Genomic DNA, 16,653 nt, shown 5'->3' with positions numbered 1-16,653 from the left:
TACCACTACTCCGGGCGGTAGCGCTTGATGCCCTTCCACCACTCCCGAAGCCGCCTGGCGATCTCGGCCTCGCGGCCCTCGCCGCCGGGCTCGTAGTAGATCCGGTCCTTGAGGGCTTCCGGGAGGTACTGCTGCGGGACGAACCCTCCGGGGAAGTCGTGGGCGTAGCTGTAGCCTGCGCCGTACCCCAGCCGTCGCCGCGCCTCGGGATGGCTGGTATCACGCAGGTGCAGGGGGACCGGGTCGGCGCGCTCCTCGGTCACATCCCGGCGGGCGGCGCCGAGGGCGCGGACCACCGCGTTGCTCTTCGGCGCCGTGGCGATGTAGATCGCGGCCTCGGCCATCGGGATCTGCGCCTCGGGCAGCCCCACGAACTCCACGGCCTGCGCCGCCGCGGTGGCCACGACCAGGGCCATGGGGTCGGCCAGGCCCACGTCCTCCGCGGCATGGATCACCATCCGCCGGGCGATGTACCGCGGATCTTCCCCCGCCTCCAGCATCCGCACCAGCCAGTACACCGCGGCGTCGGGATCGGAGCCGCGCATGCTCTTGATGAAGGCGGAGATGTGGTCGTAGTGGGCGTCCCCCGCCCGGTCGTACCCCAGCACGCGGCGCTGGGTCACCTCCGCGATCATCGCCGCGGTCACGCGCCGCCCCTCTTCCTCCTCCGGCGCCCCCAGCGCCGCCAGTTCCAGCGTGTTTAGGGCGACCCGTGCGTCCCCGCTGCTCACCGCGACCAGATGGGCCAGCGCCTCCTCGTCGAGCCGGACCCGCAGGCGCCCCAGGCCGCGTTCGCCGTCCGCCAGCGCCCGCTGGACAATCGTCCGGATCTCGTCGTCGCCCAGCGGCTCCAGGCGGTAGACCCGCGAGCGGGAGACCAGGGTGGCGTTGACCTCGAAGAAGGGGTTCTCGGTGGTCGCGCCGATCAGCACCAGCGTCCCCTCCTCCACATGGGGCAGGAGCACATCCTGCTGCGCCTTGTTGAAGCGGTGGATCTCGTCGATGAAGAGGATCGTGCGCTGCCCGTGGAAGCGCCGGCGGTCCCGGGCCCGGGCGATGACCTGTTTGAGGTCGGCGACCCCGGCGGTGACGGCGTTGACCTGCTCCACCGCCGACTTCGTGGCCGCGGCGATGAGGTGGGCCAGCGACGTCTTCCCCGTGCCCGGCGGACCGTAGAGGATGAGCGAGGTCAGCTCGTCGCGCTCGATGGCCCGGCGCAGCACGCGCCCCGGGCCGACCAGATGGTCCTGGCCGACGAACTCGTCCAGGGTGCGCGGGCGCATCCGGGCGGCGAGCGGCGCCTGGGCCTCCGTCCCCGCGGGTGCCCGATCGAAGAGTTCCACGCCCCGATCGTAGCACACCGGCCTGATTCCCGTCGGTCTCGACGGGCCGGGCGGCAGGAAATCCAGACCTGGCGCGGTAATTCGAAGGGCGGCACTCATCTCAAGGCCTCAGGGGGGATCTCATGGCGAAAGCGATGACCAAGTCGAAGATTGCCGAGTACCTGGCCGGCAAGCTCGACGTCACGAAGAAGCAGGCGACGATGTTCCTGGACGAACTGGCCAACCTGGCCTACCGGGAGGCGAAGAACTCCTTCACCCTGCCGGGATTGGGCAAGCTCGTGCTGGTCAACCGGAAGGCGCGGATGGGTCGCAACCCGCAGACGGGAGAGCCGATCCGCATCCCGGCGAAGCGCGTGGTCCGCTTCCGGGTGAGCAAAGCGGCCAAAGACGCCATCCTCGGCGGCCGGTAGGATGTCTGCGCTCCACTGAACAGGGCCGAGATCGTCCGATCCCGGCCCTGTTCCCATCGCTCCCGCCGTGCCGTAAGGTTGCAGTCCCCAACCTGGTTCACTACCAAGTGGGTGCCCGCCCGACCGCTTCTGGCATCCCCACGACCTCTGGGGCCGGCCATCGACGGCCGGAGCAGGGCTCCCGACGTCATGCGTGTTGGATCGGGACTGTCATCCTCCACGCACACGGCAGGAACGCTTCCCTGCTCATCATACGGCGGGGGACGCGGCGGGCGCAAGCAGGAGAGGCCGGCTAGGGCAGGAGGCGGGTGGGGCCCCGGAACAGGAAGGTCGCCTCGCGCAGGTTCGGCAGCCCGAGCAGCACCATGAGCATCCTGGCCAGCCCCGCCCCGAACCCCCCGTGGGGCGGGCACCCGAAGCGGAAGAAGTCCAGGTAGAACTGGATGGGTTCCAGGTTCAGGCCCTTCTCCCGGGCCTGCCGGACCAGGACGTCGTAGCGGTGCTCCCGCTGGGCGCCGGTAGTCACCTCCACCCCCTTCCACAGGAGGTCGAAGCTCTTGGTCGTTGCGGGGTCGTCCTCGTAGCGCATGTGGTAGAAGGGACGGACCCCGACCGGGTAGTCGGTGACGAAGATGAACTCGTGCCCGAACTCCTCGCGGGCGTACTCCCCGATCAACCGCTCCCCCGTGGGGTCCAGGTCCTCGCGGCGCTCTTCTCCCGGGGTGTGCCCCCGTCGGCGGACCAGGTCCTGCGCCTGGGCCATGGTGATGCGGGGGAAGGGCAGCGCCGGCACGGTGATCTCCACCGAGAAGGTCTCCCGCACGGCGTCCCCATACCGCGCCTGCAGCCGCTCCAGCACGTAGCGCAGCCACCGTTCTTCGAAGCGCATCACGTCCTCGTGGGACTCCACCCAGGACATCTCCATGTCCAGCCCGGTGAACTCGGTGCTGTGCCGGGTGGTGAAGGAGGGGTCGGCGCGGAAGACCGGCCCGATCTCGAAGACGCGGTCGAAACCGGCGGCCATGGCCATCTGCTTGTAGAACTGCGGCGACTGGGCGAGGTAGGCCGGCCGCCCGAAGTACTCCAGGGAGAACAGCTCGGCGCCGCTCTCGCTGGGGCTGCCCATCAGTTTCGGCGAGTGGATTTCCAGGAACCCCTCGGCCAGCCAGAACTCCCGCATCGCCTGCTCCGCCGCCGTCTGCACCTCGAAGATCAGCCGGTTCTCGGGACGCCGCAGGTCCAGGTAGCGCCAGTTGGCCCGGACCTCGGGATTCGCCTCCGCCGGACCGGAGGGGTCCAGCGGCAGCAGCGGCTCGGCCCGGGAGTCGACGCGCAGGGTGCGGATCCGGATCTCCACCCCGCCGGTCTTCACCACCGGGTTCTCGACGACCGTGCCTTCGACCGTCACCGCGGACTCCCGGGTGAGGGAGGAGATCGTCCGGTTCAGCGCCGCCTGCCCCTCCGACTTCTCCACCACGGCCTGACAGAGTCCCGTGTGGTCCCGGAGAATCAGGAACTGGATCCGCTTCTGGTCGCGGAGGGCCTTGAGCCATCCCTGGACGCGCACCTCGCCGCCGATGTGGGCGCGCAGGTCTCTGATCAGTGTCCTAGTCACGGCTGATCCGGGCGCTCAGGTAGGCGGGGACCTCGCCGAACGCCACCTCCGTCTGCTCCCCTGTGCGCATGTCCCGCACCCCCGCCCGCCCCGCGGCCACCTCCTGCGTGCCGACGATCACCGTAAAGCGCGCCCCCAGCCGGTCGGCGCTCTTCATCTGAGCACGCAGGCTGCGGCCGGCCATCTCGCCCACGGCCCGCACCCCCGCGGCCCGGAGGGCGTCCAGCAGGCGGAAGGCCGCCTCGGCCGTGCCGTCGCCGGCGGCGGCGACGAAAGCGTCGAGTCCGGCCCGTATCCCGAGATCGGGAACCGACAGGTGCTCCGCCTCGAGCACCAGCAGCAGGCGGTCCAGCCCCAGCCCGAAGCCCACGCCCGGGACGTGCGGCCCGCCCAGCTGCTCGGCCAGGCCGTCGTACCGACCGCCGCCCAGCACCTGATGCTGGGCGCCGCCCAGCCGTCCGGAGTGGATCTCCGCCGCGGTGCGGGTGTAATAGTCCAGTCCCCGGACGATGAAGGGATCCTCCACGTACGGGATCCCGATGGCGGTAAACAGCTGCTTCACCCGGTCGAAGTGCCCGCGGCACGCGGGGCACAGGAACTCCAGCATCACCGGCGCGCCCTCGGCCGCCTCCCGATCCCGGGGATCCTTGGACTCCAGGATCCGCATGGGATTGGTCTCCAGCCGCCGCTGGCTGTCGGGGCTCAGCCGGTCGCGGCGGGGGCGGAAGTGGCGCCGCAGGGCCTCCAGGTACTGCGGCCGGCAGGCCGGATCCCCGACGCTGTTCAGGCGCACGACGGTCTCGGTCAGCCCCAGCGACTGGACCAGCCGGATGGGCAGGCTGAGGACCTCGACATCCGCCTCCGGCGCGTCGCTGCCGATGATCTCGGCGCCGAACTGATGGTGCATGCGGTACCGCCCCTTCTGCGGGCGGTCGTAGCGGAACATCGCCGCCAGATAGTAGAGGCGGACCGGCTGGGGCCGCGCGGCCATGCCGTGCTCGAGGTAGGCGCGCACGACGCCCGCCGTTCCCTCGGGACGCAGGCTGAGGCTGCGCCCGCCCCGATCGGTGAAGGTGTACATCTCCTTTTCCACGATGTCCGAGGTCTCGCCGGAGGTCCGCTGGAAGACCTCGGTGTGCTCCACCACGGGGGTCCGGATTTCTTGGTAACCGTAGCGTGCGGCGAAGGCCCGGATGTAGGCCTCCAGGGCCTGCCACCGCCCGACCTCCTCCGGAAGAATATCGTGCATGCCCCGCGGGGCCTTCATCACGGCCTGACCATCACCCTTCCGAGTCATACGCGCTCCAGTGCACGTTCCCTGTCCAGAGTATGATAGGAGGGGACCCGGCGCAAACCGAATGCCGGTTGCCGGGTCGGGCGACGGAGGTGAGGGATGCAGGCGATTATCCTGGCCGGAGGCAAAGGCGAGCGGCTGCGGCCGTTTACGGAGGACCGTCCGAAGTGCATGGTGGAGATCCTGGGCATCCCCCTGCTGGGCTACCAGCTCCAGTGGCTGTCCGCCCAGGGCATCACCGACGTCATCATCTCCTGCGGCTATCGCCACGAGGTGATCAGGGGCTACTTCGGCGACGGGGAGAAGTGGGGCGTGTCCCTCCGGTACTCTATTGAGGCACAACCCCTGGGACGCGGGGGCGCCCTCAAGCTGGCCTTCAGCCAGCTCCTCCCGGGGGAGGACCTGTGCCTGGCGACCAACGGCGACGTGGTCACCAACGTCCGCATCAAGCCGCTGGTCCAGGCCCACCGGCAGAACGGGTGCCTGGCCACGGTGGTCCTGGCCCCCTTCATCAGCCCCTACGGGATCGTGGAGGTGGATCCCGACGACCGCATCATCGCCTTCCACGAGAAACCGGAGCTGCCCTACTGGATGAACGCCGGCATCTACGTCCTCTCCCGCGAGGTGGAACCGCTGTTGCCCGACCAGGGCGACCACGAAGACTCCACCTTCCCCCGGCTGGCGCGGGAACGCCGCCTCGGCGCCTACAAGTCCCGCGCCTACTGGCGGTCGGTGGACACCGTGAAGGATATCACCGAGGTCAGCAAGGAACTGGAGAAACGCCTGATGACGTCCTTCCTGGCCTGAGCCCGCCGGTCGATTCGACCCTCCTCGGTCAACCGAGCGCCGGCCGCCGCGACCAGTCCGCGGATGCCTGGTAGGCGGCCGCCACCCGCAGGATGACCGGCTCGCCGCCCGGCGGTCCGACGAGCTGCAACCCGACGGGAAGGCCCGCCCGCGTGTAGCCGCAGGGAACGGACAGTGCCGGCAGGCCGCTGACGTTGAAGGGGTTGGTGAACCGGGTGAGCGGCACGCTCATGGCCAGCGACGCCGCCGCGGCGGACTCCCCCTCCTCATCGATGGGGACCGCCGGGACCTGCGTGGTCGGAGTGACCAGCAGGTCCACCTGATCGAAGACCTGCAGGAACGCCCGCCGCAGGAAGTGCTGCGCCCTTCGCCCGAGCAGGTAGTCGGGGCCGGAGAGAAAGAACCCGCGCAGTAGACGCGTCCGCACATCCTGGCCGAAGTGCCCGGCCCGGCTGCGCAGCCGCCGGTCGTGAACCGCGGCCGCCTCGACGGACATCACCACCGCGGCCGCCGCCCCGGCATAGGAGGCGTAGGGGAGCTCGAGATCGCGCACCGCCGCACCCAGATCCCCGATGGCCCGGACCGCCGCTTCGGCCAGGCGCGCCACTTCCCCGTCCAGGCGTTCCCAGAAGAACGACCGCGGGACCCCCAGGCGCAGACCCCTCAGGTCCGGAGGCCCGGTCGGTGCCGCCGAGACGGCGCGCTCCGGATCGCCTCCGGCCATGACCTCGAACAGGAGCGCGGCGTCCTCGACGGTGCGCGCCAGCGGCCCGGCGTGGTCCAGAGACCACGACAGCGGCGTGACACCTTCGAGCGGGATCCGGCCGAAGGTCGGTTTGAGGCCGACCACGCCGCACAGCGACGCGGGGATCCGGATCGAGCCGCCGGTGTCGGTGCCGACCGCGCCCGCGCACAGCCCGGCAGCCACGGCCGCGGCCGATCCTCCGCTGGATCCCCCGGGGATGCGCGTCGGATCCCAGGGGTTGCGCACGGGACCGAAGTGCGGGTTGAAGTTGGTCACGCCGTAGGCGAACTCATGCAGGCCGGTCTTGCCGATGATGACGGCACCGGCCGCCCGCAGGCGCGCGACGAGCGGGGCGTCGGTCGTGGCGACGCGGTGAAAGGCGGGATGGGCGCCAGCGGTCGTGGTCGTTCCGGCGATATCGACGATGTCCTTCACCGCCACCGGCACCCCGGCCAGCGGCCCGAGGGGCCGGCCGCGGCGGGCCGCCTCGTCAATCGCCCGCGCCTGGTCCAGGGCGGTATCCGAAAGGATCTGGGTGAAGGCGTTCAGGCGCGGCTGGAGCCGCTCGATCCGTTCCAGGAACACCTCCGTCACCTGATGCGCCGAGAGCTCCGCCCGGCGCACGCGGCGGGCGAGGTCGACGGCGGGGAGGAAGGCGATCTCAGGGAGCGACATCGGCATCGTCGCCGATCGGAGGGTCCTCGTCCGCCAGCGGAAGCTCCCGGAGGCGGTGGGCGGCGGCGATGACCCGCTCGACTTCGGAGAGGACAGCGCGGGCCAGCGGACGGTCCACCGGCACCTGCAGGGCCTGAGCCATCCGCAGCAGGTCTTCTTCGGTCATACCAGGAGGACCCCCGAGTTGACGGCTTCCACGACCGTCCCGTGCCGCGAGCGACGGACGACGGACACCGATCCCGGAGCGACGTCCAGGGCGCGCATCCGACAAAGCGGCATATCCATCAACCGGCAGAGCAAAGCGGCCAGCGGATCCTGGTGGGAGACGATCACGCCGTGGCCGCCCCGCTCCATCCACTCCGCGGCGGCGGCCTCCATCCGGGCCGCGACCTCCTCGAGGGTTTCCGCCCCCTCCAGCCGCAGGTGGATCGGATCCTCCCGCCAGATCCGCCACTGCTCCGGATAGAGGGCCTGAATCTCGGCGATCCACATCCCCTCCCACGGCCCCAGCGCCCACTCGATCAGGCGCTCGTCCGGCGTGACCTCAAGACCGTGGGGACGGGCGATGATCTCCGCCGTCTCCATCGTCCGCTGGATCGGGCTGGCCGCCACCCAGCGCAGGGGAACCGCGGCCAGCCTGTCGGCGATCGCCTGGGCCTGGCGGCGGCCCTCCGCATTGAGCGGGATGCCCGGCAGACGGCCGGCCAGCCGGTTGGCGCCGGGGCGCAACCAGTCGTGCATCCCGTGCCGCACCAGGTAGAGGACAGTCTCCACGGCTATCGGATACCCCGCCGCTCCAGCGCCGCGATCTCCCGCACGACCCGCTCGCCGTCTTCGGGGGTGTTGTAGAAGTACGGCGACAGGCGGACCACCCCCGGCCGATAGTCCACCACCACCTGCCGCTCGCGCAGGGCCGCGACGACGGCAGCCGGATCCTCCCGGGGAATCGTCACGATCCCGGCGAGATCCCGGAGTCGTGCCGGCACGCGCGGGTGCAGTCCGTGGGCCCGTGCCGCCTCCACCAGGTGGTCGAGGAGCGCCACCTGGCGCTCCCGCAACCGCGCCACCCCGATCTCCTCCACGATCGCCATGCCGGCGCGCGCGGCGTACACCGCCCCGACCGCCGGGGTCCCGCCCTCAAACCGCCGCGCTCCGTCGGCGTACTCGAAGCGGTGGACGTCGAAGGCGAACTGGTTGCGGTGGGCGAACCAGCCGACGTCCGCCGGCCGCATCGAGGCGGCCACCTCGCGGCGCGCGTACAGGTAGGCGACGCCCGGCCCGCCGAGCAGCCACTTCAACCCGCCGCTCACCAGAAAGTCCACCCCGGTGGCGCGGACATCGGTGGGGAGCTGACCCACGGACTGGTAGGCATCCACCAGCAGATGCGCCCCCTGCGCATGGGCGACGGCGGCCAGCGCGCCGAGATCCTGGATTGCCCCGCTGGTGAAGTACACGTGCGAGGCCACGACCAGCTGGGTCCGACCGTCGACGGCGCGCGCATAGAGGTCGACGGGAACGGTCAGGGGGTCCGGCGAGCGCAGGAGGTGGACGTCGACCCCGCGGTCGGCCTTGGCCAGCCACTGGTAGACCGTGGTGGGAAACTCGCGGTCGCTCAGCACGACCTTCGGCCGCGCCCGGTAGTCGTAGGCGCTGGCCACGGCGGTCAGCGCCGCGGTGATCGAGGGGAAGATCGCCACCTCGTCCGCCGCCGCCCCGATCAGCCGGGCAAAGGCCGCCCGCAGCGCGTCGATCTCCGCGAGCCACGGTCCGTACCACGCCGAGGCGCCCCACTCCTCCCACTGGTCCAGGAAGGCGCGGACGGCGGCGGCGACAGGTCGGGCCAGGGCGCACAGGGAGCAGGTGTTGTAGTACAGGCGGCGGGTGAAGATGGGAAATTCCTCGCGCCAGGCTTCCCAGGAACGCGGCTCGGTCGTCGGGTGCGCCATCGCCTGGCCGGTCCCGGCCCTACCGGTTGATCCGGGCGGTGAGCCGGCCGAGCCGGCGTCCGACCTCCGCCAGCGTCTCCTCCCGCTTGGGATAGGCGAACCGGACGTAGCGTCGCCCCCGCGCGGGATCGTGGTAGAAGCTGCCGCCCGGGACGCAGGCCACCCCCACCTCTTCGACCAGCATCCTGGCGAAGGCCGCGTCGTCATCGTGGCCGAGCCCGCTGATATCCGCCATGATGTAGTAGGCCCCGAAGGGCACAACGCACCGGAAGCCGGCCGCCCGCAGGATGTCGAGCAGACGATCCCGTTTGCCCTGGTACATCGCGGCCAGGTCGCCGTAATAGGTCCGGGGGAAGCGCAGGGCCACGGCGCCGGCCTCCTGCAGCGGCGCGGCCGCGCCCACGGTGAGGAAGTCGTGGGCCTTGCGGATCGCCGTGGCGATGGCGGCGTCGCGGACGATCGTCCACCCCACGCGCCAGCCGGTGACGCTGTAGGTCTTGCTGAGGCTGTTGATCGTCACCGTGCGCTCCGCCATGCCGGGCAGCGAAGCCAGGCTGACGTGCTCCCGGCCGTCATAGACGAGATGCTCGTAGACCTCGTCGGTGATGGCCAGCGCGTCATGGCGGCGGCACAGGTCGGCGATGAGCTCCAGTTCGGCCCGGGTGAACACCTTGCCCGTGGGGTTGTGGGGGGTGTTGACGATGATGGCCCGCGTGCGGGGAGAAAAGGCCCGCGCCAGGGCGTCGGGATCAAAGGCGCAGGCCGGATCCTCCAGCTCCAGCGGCACGTACCGCGGCACCGCTCCCGCCAGCCGCGTGTCGGGCCCGTAGTTCTCGTAGAACGGCTCGAAGATGACGACCTCGTCGCCCGGATCGGCCACGGCCAGCAACGTGGCGATCATCGCCTCGGTGGCGCCGCAGGTCACGGTGATGTGCCGCTCGGGATCCACCTCGACGCCGTTGTACCAGGCGAACTTCTCGGCGATGGCCCTGCGCAGGCGGGGCGACCCCCAGGTGATGGCGTACTGATGGTAGCCTTCCTGCAGGGCCCGGGCGGCGGCCTCCACCAACTCCGCGGGCGGGGGAAAGTCGGGAAACCCCTGGGCCAGGTTGACGCCGCCGTGGAGGGCGCTCAGGCGGGTCATCTCGCGGATGACCGACTCGGTGAAGTAGCCGACCCGCGCCGCGGTGTGTCCCATGCTCATCGAGATTTGACGCGCCTCACCTCCCCCCTGCCCCGGTTCCCAGGAGCTGCCTGACGAGGTCCCGGGCGTCGTAGTAGACGCGGTGACGGACGATTTTTCCGTTGCGGAAGCCCAAAAACGCCGCAAAGGCATGCCGATACTGCGACGACCCCGTGGGGATGCGACCGGGGAGGCGCAGGTGGAGGGTCCGGTGGCGGCCTGTGGTGATCCCCTCCACCGCGGCCGTGCTGCCCTCCACCACGACGCGGTCGTAGGTGCTCTGCTCCTCCCACTGCTCGAAGAAGACCTGGAAGGCCCGGCGGATCGCCGCCCGCCCTTCCACCTTCGGGCTGGCCGGCAGCTCCAGCACGGCGTCCTCGGCATAGAACGAGACCAGGCGGTCCAGGTCGCGACCGTTGAGGGCGGCCAGATGCTCCGCGACGACTCTGGCCAGGACCCGGGAACTCAACTGTGCAGGACGCGCTCCACGGAGTACACGTCGGGAACCTTGCCCACCCGCTGCATGACGTTGTGCAGCTGGGCGACGTTGCGGATGTCCAGGACGATGTTCACCACGCCGACCTTGTCCTTGCGCACGCGGGCGTTCACGGAGACGACGTTGGTCTTGCTGTCGGCGATCGTGGCCAGGATGTCCTTGAGCAGCCCGACCCGGTCGAAGGCCTCGACCTCGATCTCCACCTGGTAGGTGCCGTCGGTGGACGGCTCCCACTCCACCTCGATCAGACGCTCCGGGTGCTCGCGGAAGTAGCGGGAGTTGGGGCAGTCGAAGCGGTGGATGGTCACGCCGCGTCCCCGGGTCACGTAGCCGATGATGCGGTCCCCGGGCAGCGGCGTGCAACAGCGGGAGAACTTCATCAGCACGTTGTCCGCGCCGCGCACCCGCACGCCGCGGGAGGGCGCCGGGGCGCGGGCCGCCGGCGGCGCGGGCGCCGCGGCGGGCGCCGCCTCCGCCGGGGCCTCGCCGCGCAGAGCCTGCACCACCGAGAGCAGGGAGACGTCGCCGTTGCCGATGGCGGCCAGCAGATCCTCCTCCGTGGCCGCGTTGAACTTCGGGGCGACCTCCCGCAGCCGACCGGGCTTCATCAGGGCCACGCCCCCCAGGCGGCGCAACTCCTTCTCCATCAGCTCCCGGCCCCGGGCGATGTTCTCCTCGCGCGCCTCCTTCTTGAACCACTGCCTGATCTTGGCCTTGGCGTTGCTGGTGACGACGAAGCCGAGCCAGTCCCGGCTGGGTCCGCCCGCGGTCTTGCTGGTGACGATCTCCACGATGTCCCCGGTGTGCAGGGGATGGCTGAGGGGCACCAGGCGGCCGTTCACCTTCGCCCCGACGGTGCGGTGGCCGACGTCGGTGTGGATCCGGTAGGCGAAGTCCACCGGCGTGGCCCCGGCCGGGAGGTCGATGACGTCGCCCTTCGGCGTGAAGACGAAGACCTCGTTCTGGAAGATGTCCAGCTTCACCGACTGCACGAACTCGCGCGCATCCTGCAGCTCGGCGTGCCAGTCCAGCAGCTGGCGCAGCCAGGACAGCTTCTGCTCCACCTCCCGTTCCGCGCCCTTCCCCTCCTTGTACTTCCAGTGGGCGGCGATGCCGTGCTCCGCTTCGCGGTGCATCTGCACGGTGCGGATCTGGATCTCCAGCGGCTCGCCCTCGTAGACCACGGCGGTGTGCAGGGACTGGTAGCCGCTGGTCTTGGGGTTGGCGATGTAGTCGTCGAACTCGCCGGGGATAGGACGCCACAGGGCGTGCACCACGCCCAGGGCGGCGTAGCAGTCCTTCACGTCGTCCAGGATGATCCGCACCCCCAGGCGGTCGTAGATGCGGGCCACGGGCTGCCCGGCGTACTTGGGCCGCTGCATCTTCTGCCAGATGCTGTAGATGTGTTTCGGCCGGCTGGTGATGCGGTCGCGGGCCACCTTGATCCCGGCCCGGTTCAGCTCGCGGTGCAGGGTGTCCGCCACGCGCTCCAGGAACGCGGCGCGGCTGGCTTCGGCCTCGGCCAGCTGGCTGCGCACCTCCTGGTACGCCTCGGGGGACAGCACCTGGAAGGCCAGATCCTCCAGCTCCCGCTGCAGCCGGCCGATGCCCAGACGCTGGGCCAGCGGGGCGTAGATGTCCATCGTCTCCTGCGCGGTGCGCCGCTGCTTCCACTCCGGCAGGTACTGGATCGTCCGCATGTTGTGCAGCCGGTCGGCCAGCTTGATGAGGACGATGCGGATGTCGTTGGCCATCGCCAGGAACATCTTGCGCAGGCTCTCCGCCTGGCGTTCCTCCCGGCTCATCCACTCGATCCGGCCCAGCTTGGTCACGCCGTCCACCAGGGAGGCGATCTCGTCCCCGAAACGCTGACGGATGTCGGCCAGGGTGATCCCGGTGTCCTCCGCGGTGTCGTGCAGCAGCGCCGCGGCCACGGTGACGGGGTCCAGACGGAGCTCCACCAGCGCCGCGGCCACGGCGACGGCGTGGTTGATGTAGGGCTCCCCGCTGGCGCGGGTCTGGTGGCGATGGGCGGCTTCGGCGAAGAGGTAGGCCTCGCGGATCACGTCCAGGTCGGCCCGGGGGAAGTACTCCCGCATCCGGGCCACGAGCGTCTGCACCTCGCCCGGCAGGTCCTGGAAGGCGCTCGATTGTCGGGACTGCAGCCAGCGCATTTAACGCCTCTCCGGCCGGTCCGCGACCTCCCGGCCGCCGCCGGCCGCGGCGCGCAGGAGGTCGGGGAGCGGCCCGAAGGCGAGCCGGGCGAGTTCGCCGGCCTCCCGCATCGCCCTATTCCCTTCAGTGTAGCGCAGGGACGTGCTCAGGTCACGGCGTCCGCCGTCGTCGGGGAGGCTGAGGCGCCAGCGCTCCCCGTCGTATTCCCGGGCGATGACGCCGGCTTCCGCCAGCACGTCCAGCCCCACTCCGATTGTACGCCGGGACGGCGTGACCGGTCCCAGGGCGGCGGCCAGGTCGTCGTCCGGCCACGCCGCCCCTCCGGGACGTCCGAGGCGCTCCCGCACAGCTCGGAAGATCGCCGCCAGCACCTCCCGGGTGGGATGGCGCTCGGCCAGGGCGGCCTGCACGGCCTGGAGGTCGTCCCGGCCGTAGAGGAGGACGACGGTCGCCGGGCGGCCGCCGGCTCCGGCGCTCCCGATCCACTCCAGGAGTTCCCCCCGATCCGGCGGCAATCCGGCCAGAATCACCTGGGGCACGGGGCGGGACGCGGCATCCTCACTCCATCCGTCGGCGGCGACGAGCACCGGGATCCGGCCGTCGGCAAAGGCCTGGGCCAGCACCTCCCGCACGCGGAGGGGCAATCCTCCATGGCAGTAGGCGGCATCCACCCCCCGCCCCCTCAGTTCCCGGGCCACGGAGACGGCCCCCTCCCTGGTGGTGACCCGCACCAGCGTACGGTCGGCCCGGGCGGCGGCGTCGACCAGCACCGTCAGGCGGTCGCGCTCCCCGCGCCGGTCGACCAGCCTGAGGTTCGTGCGAAGGTCCGCCTCTCCCAACAGTTCCAGAGGGGCGAGGGCCCGCAGCGCTTCGAGACCCGCCGCATCCAGTCCCGAGGAAAAGACGCTCCACAGGGGACGGCCCAGACGGTCAAGGGCCTCCCCAAACGCCGCGGCGTCGCAGACCGGGTCGGCCTCCAGGATCACCAGCGCCGGATGCAGCGTGGGAGGAGGATGCCGGAGGAACTCCAGACTGGCGACCACCACATCGGCGGCGCCCGCATCGAGCACCTGCAGCAGCCGCTGGCGCCGGCGGAAGGGCTGCGCGCCGTGGGCGGAAGCACAGCGCAACCCGATGGCGTCTAATGGCGGGGTCAGCGCGGCGTGAAGGCGCTCGACCTGGCCGCACAGCGGGAGGGCGATCGCCACCGGTCCCCCGCGGCGGACGGCGAAGGCCGCGGCGGCCTGGGCGACCACGGCGGCCCGGCCGCGGCCGGGCCCGAACACCGCCAGTACCGCCCGCCCCTCCAGCACGGCGAGCACCGCCTGGGTCTGCGCAGGACTCAGAGCCGTCCCCCGTCGCAGGTGGATGCGCAGGCGATCGAGGAGCGCCTCCGCCGGCAGATCCCGCCATCCCGCGCTGAGCAGGCGACCGGGATCGCGCTCGTCCCCGGAGGCTTCCCGACGCTGGACGCAGACGTTCACGCCGAAGCTGCGCGCGGCGTCCTGCTCCGTCGGTCCGCCGGTGACCTGGGTGACGGTCGCCGTGTAGCGCGCCCCCGCGTCCATCGAGGGCGCCACGCGGGCCGCGACACGCGCGCTGAGGTAGCCGACCTGCCGTCCGTCGTCGGTGAGGACGCCGATGGCGTGGGGATCGACGGGATTGGCGGGCTCCCGCCGAAGCCGCAGCGCGTCGCCCGGACGCAGCATCCGCACGACCTCCTGGCGACCCTCGTAGGTCACGCCGACCACTTTGGTGTAGAAGGCTTCGGCCTCCTCGAGACCCAGCGCCCCGTCGCCCAGGTAGTCCTCGGCCCGCGCGAAGAGGCGGTCGACGAGGAGCCGTCCGTCGGTGAGCACCGCCTCGAGATCCACCCCGGGCGTCTGCAGGTCGCGTACGACAAGCTGCAGGCGCGGCCGGCCGTCCCAGAGGTCCAGCGACAGCGTGAAGGCCAGGTCGATCCGCGCCCGGGTGAAGGCCAGCAGCTCCGAGGCGTCGCCGAGGCGGAAACCGACGGCCTCGGCGAACCCCTCGCCGTCGGTGAGACCCAGCCGCAGATGGACGCCGTCGCCCATCACGCGCGTGCTCACCGCCCTGATCCCGCGCAGGGCCAGCACGGGTTCCGGGTTGCCGTTTCCGAAGGGGGCCAGGCGCGCAAACTCCCGGGCCAGGGACTCGGTCAGCCCGGCCAGGGTCGTGTCGGCATCGATGGAGATCGTGGGCAGGAGGTCGTCCGGCCGGAGCAGCCGTCCGGCCGCTTCCGTGAAGCGGCGGGCGAACTCCTCGATGCGGGAGGCCTCAATAGTCAGTCCCGCGGCCATGGCGTGACCGCCGTAGCGCAGGAGGAGGTCGGCACAGGAAGCCAGCCCGTCCACCATCGGGAAGGCGGGGATGCTGCGCGCCGAGCCCCGCCCCGTGCCGCCCTCGACGGCCACCACCACCACGGGCCGGTAGTACCGCTCCACCAGCTGCGAGGCGACGATGCCGATCACTCCCGGATGCCAGCCCTCTTTGGCCAGGACGATGGCCGGCAGGTGGTGCAACCGGCGGCCTTCCACCTCCTCGACGGCCTGGGTCAGGATCTGGTCGCACAACTGCTGACGGGCGCGGTTCTCGGCATCCAGCGTCGCCGCGATCCCCTCCGCCTCCGACGCATCGGCGCTCAGCAGCAACCGAACTGCCCGGCCGGCGTCCCCCAGCCGCCCCGCGGCGTTCAGCCGCGGGGCGAGCGCATAGCCGACATGGCGCGCCGTGAGTTCGCCGGAGAGCCCGGCCGCCCGGATCAGCGCGGCGATCCCCACCGAAGGCGCGCGCTGCATCCGGTGCAACCCCGCCCGCGCCAGGATCCGGTTGTCGCCCGTCAGGGGGACGAGGTCGGCGATGGTGCCGAGGGCGGCGAGGTCCAGCGCATCTTCGGGCATCTCCGGCTGTCCCATCCGTCGGCGCACGGCACGGAGGAGCTGGAAGGCCAGCCCCGCCGCCGCGTACTCCCCGAAGGGGGGCCGCGCCGGGCCGGCCTTCGGAGCGATCACGGCGAGCGCCGGCGGGAGGACTTCGGACGGCTCATGGTGGTCGACGACGATGATCTCCTGGCCGAGGGCGCCGGCCTGCCGGATCTCTTCCACGGCGGTGACACCGCAGTCCACGGCGACGACCAGGAGGCCGCCGCCGCGGCGAATCCGCTCCAGCGCCTCCGCCTGGAGGCCGTAACCCTCGACGAAACGGGAGGGGACGAACCATCCGACGCGCCCGCCCAACGCCTCCAACCCGCGGACCAGGATCGCCGTCGCCGTGACGCCGTCCGCGTCGTAGTCGCCGTAGACGGTGAGAGGTTCTCCGTCCCGGAGGGCCTGCACCAAGCGGTCGGCGGCGCGGGCCGTCCCGGGGATCGCCTCGGGATCGCAGAGCTCCTCCAGCGGGGCGTCGAGGAACCGCCTCGCCGCCGAGGGATCGGTGTACCCGCGGTTGACGAGAACTTGGGCGGTGATCGGCGAGATCCCCAGGGCGGCGGCCAGGTCGGGGACCCGGGGAGTGGGAGCGGCGATGTGCCACCGGGGCGCGGCCATCACCTCCCCCGGTGACCGGGCCGGCGGCCGGGATGGCCGGAGGCGCGGCCGCCGGGGCCGCTACACACGGGCGGCCTGGTCGCCACCTTCCGCCTGCCGCTGCTGGCGCTCGAGGTCCCGCAGCCGGGCCTCGGCCGAACGCAGCTGCGCGCGCAGCTGCGCCTGCTTGACGAAGCTGCTGACGTAGATGATGACCGCCCCGACCAGCACCGCGGCCAGCAGAGCCACCCCCAGCGACGTCGTGTAGCTCCAGGCCAGGAACTCGATGGTGACGATCGTCTTCTGGTTCTCCAGCACAAAGACCGTCGCCAGGACCAGAACGATTGCCCCGATGATGACCATGGCGTCCCTCGATCCGCCGTTGACCTGCTCCAGTCAGCGGTAAGTGTTCCCTGCGG

General features: G+C 71.2%; 14 protein-coding genes and 1 other RNA gene. 2 read left to right on the top strand and 13 right to left on the bottom strand.

Going from position 1 to position 16,653, the window contains the following annotated elements; all coding sequences use genetic code 11:
• Positions 1-5: 5 nt before the first annotated feature.
• Positions 6-1,361: a replication-associated recombination protein A gene (locus tag QN141_06235; protein MDR7558067.1), complete on the bottom strand. Its 1,356-nt coding sequence runs from the start codon at positions 1,359-1,361 to the stop codon at positions 6-8.
• Between the two features lie 104 nt (positions 1,362-1,465).
• Between QN141_06235 and QN141_06230 the strand changes: the two genes are divergently transcribed.
• Positions 1,466-1,753, top strand: coding sequence for an HU family DNA-binding protein (locus tag QN141_06230; protein MDR7558066.1), 288 nt, complete (start codon positions 1,466-1,468; stop codon positions 1,751-1,753).
• 55 nt (positions 1,754-1,808) lie between these two features.
• Here QN141_06230 and ssrS read toward each other — a convergent pair.
• The 3 genes from ssrS to hisS form a co-directional block, all read right to left on the bottom strand.
• A non-coding RNA gene (gene ssrS, locus QN141_06225) (6S RNA) lies at positions 1,809-1,991 on the bottom strand.
• A 54-nt stretch (positions 1,992-2,045) separates the two neighbouring features.
• Positions 2,046-3,368 carry an aspartate--tRNA(Asn) ligase gene (gene aspS, locus QN141_06220; GenBank protein MDR7558065.1) on the bottom strand — a complete coding sequence of 441 codons (1,323 nt, stop codon included), beginning with the start codon at positions 3,366-3,368 and terminating at the stop codon, positions 2,046-2,048.
• Positions 3,361-4,635 carry a histidine--tRNA ligase gene (hisS, locus tag QN141_06215; protein MDR7558064.1) on the bottom strand — a complete coding sequence of 425 codons (1,275 nt, stop codon included), beginning with the start codon at positions 4,633-4,635 and terminating at the stop codon, positions 3,361-3,363. The genes aspS and hisS overlap by 8 nt, the downstream gene beginning before the upstream one ends.
• Before the next feature lie 126 nt (positions 4,636-4,761).
• Here hisS and QN141_06210 point away from each other — a divergent pair, with 126 nt between their 5' ends.
• The gene (locus QN141_06210) at positions 4,762-5,469 is read left to right on the top strand and encodes a nucleotidyltransferase family protein (protein ID MDR7558063.1); all 708 of its coding nucleotides are present in this window, start codon (positions 4,762-4,764) and stop codon (positions 5,467-5,469) included.
• 28 nt (positions 5,470-5,497) lie between these two features.
• On the opposite strand, the gene QN141_06205 is transcribed toward QN141_06210, so the two are convergent.
• The 9 genes from QN141_06205 to QN141_06165 are packed head-to-tail and all read right to left on the bottom strand — an operon-like array spanning position 5,498 to position 16,597.
• Positions 5,498-6,889 (bottom strand): amidase, encoded by a 1,392-nt coding sequence (locus tag QN141_06205; protein MDR7558062.1) that lies wholly within the window; start codon positions 6,887-6,889, stop codon positions 5,498-5,500.
• Positions 6,876-7,055: a hypothetical protein gene (locus QN141_06200; GenBank protein MDR7558061.1), complete on the bottom strand. Its 180-nt coding sequence runs from the start codon at positions 7,053-7,055 to the stop codon at positions 6,876-6,878. Before QN141_06200 ends, QN141_06205 begins: the two co-directional genes overlap by 14 nt.
• Positions 7,052-7,663: a histidine phosphatase family protein gene (locus tag QN141_06195; GenBank protein MDR7558060.1), complete on the bottom strand. Its 612-nt coding sequence runs from the start codon at positions 7,661-7,663 to the stop codon at positions 7,052-7,054. The genes QN141_06200 and QN141_06195 overlap by 4 nt, the downstream gene beginning before the upstream one ends.
• A gap of 2 nt (positions 7,664-7,665) precedes the next feature.
• A complete protein-coding gene (locus tag QN141_06190) occupies positions 7,666-8,835 on the bottom strand; it encodes an aminotransferase class V-fold PLP-dependent enzyme (GenBank protein MDR7558059.1) in 1,170 nt (389 codons plus the stop codon).
• Positions 8,836-8,854: 19 nt separating this feature from the next.
• Complete coding sequence (locus QN141_06185) at positions 8,855-10,033, bottom strand: aminotransferase class I/II-fold pyridoxal phosphate-dependent enzyme (protein ID MDR7558058.1); 1,179 nt, start codon at positions 10,031-10,033, stop codon at positions 8,855-8,857.
• A 22-nt stretch (positions 10,034-10,055) separates the two neighbouring features.
• Positions 10,056-10,487, bottom strand: coding sequence for a nuclear transport factor 2 family protein (locus QN141_06180; GenBank protein MDR7558057.1), 432 nt, complete (start codon positions 10,485-10,487; stop codon positions 10,056-10,058).
• Positions 10,484-12,688 carry a bifunctional (p)ppGpp synthetase/guanosine-3',5'-bis(diphosphate) 3'-pyrophosphohydrolase gene (locus QN141_06175; GenBank protein MDR7558056.1) on the bottom strand — a complete coding sequence of 735 codons (2,205 nt, stop codon included), beginning with the start codon at positions 12,686-12,688 and terminating at the stop codon, positions 10,484-10,486. The genes QN141_06180 and QN141_06175 overlap by 4 nt, the downstream gene beginning before the upstream one ends.
• Positions 12,689-16,255 carry a single-stranded-DNA-specific exonuclease RecJ gene (gene recJ, locus QN141_06170; protein MDR7558055.1) on the bottom strand — a complete coding sequence of 1,189 codons (3,567 nt, stop codon included), beginning with the start codon at positions 16,253-16,255 and terminating at the stop codon, positions 12,689-12,691.
• Between the two features lie 60 nt (positions 16,256-16,315).
• Positions 16,316-16,597: a LapA family protein gene (locus tag QN141_06165; protein ID MDR7558054.1), complete on the bottom strand. Its 282-nt coding sequence runs from the start codon at positions 16,595-16,597 to the stop codon at positions 16,316-16,318.
• Positions 16,598-16,653: the final 56 nt, after the last annotated feature.

The organism is Armatimonadota bacterium (assembly GCA_031459765.1).
Lineage (GTDB): Bacteria > Sysuimicrobiota > Sysuimicrobiia > Sysuimicrobiales > Kaftiobacteriaceae > Kaftiobacterium > Kaftiobacterium secundum.
The sequence above is the reverse complement of the archived record's forward strand: the minus strand, read 5'-3'. Positions and strand labels throughout refer to the sequence as shown.

Coding starts and splice junctions, on each gene's coding strand:
- QN141_06205 (MDR7558062.1), bottom strand. CDS start 6,889: ATGTCGCTCCCTGAGATCGCCTTCCTCCCCGCCGTCGACCTCGCCCGC.
- QN141_06190 (MDR7558059.1), bottom strand. CDS start 8,835: ATGGCGCACCCGACGACCGAGCCGCGTTCCTGGGAAGCCTGGCGCGAG.
- QN141_06200 (MDR7558061.1), bottom strand. CDS start 7,055: ATGACCGAAGAAGACCTGCTGCGGATGGCTCAGGCCCTGCAGGTGCCG.
- hisS (MDR7558064.1), bottom strand. CDS start 4,635: ATGAAGGCCCCGCGGGGCATGCACGATATTCTTCCGGAGGAGGTCGGG.
- QN141_06175 (MDR7558056.1), bottom strand. CDS start 12,688: ATGCGCTGGCTGCAGTCCCGACAATCGAGCGCCTTCCAGGACCTGCCG.
- QN141_06230 (MDR7558066.1), top strand. CDS start 1,466: ATGGCGAAAGCGATGACCAAGTCGAAGATTGCCGAGTACCTGGCCGGC.
- recJ (MDR7558055.1), bottom strand. CDS start 16,255: ATGGCCGCGCCCCGGTGGCACATCGCCGCTCCCACTCCCCGGGTCCCC.
- QN141_06185 (MDR7558058.1), bottom strand. CDS start 10,033: ATGGGACACACCGCGGCGCGGGTCGGCTACTTCACCGAGTCGGTCATC.
- QN141_06165 (MDR7558054.1), bottom strand. CDS start 16,597: ATGGTCATCATCGGGGCAATCGTTCTGGTCCTGGCGACGGTCTTTGTG.
- QN141_06210 (MDR7558063.1), top strand. CDS start 4,762: ATGCAGGCGATTATCCTGGCCGGAGGCAAAGGCGAGCGGCTGCGGCCG.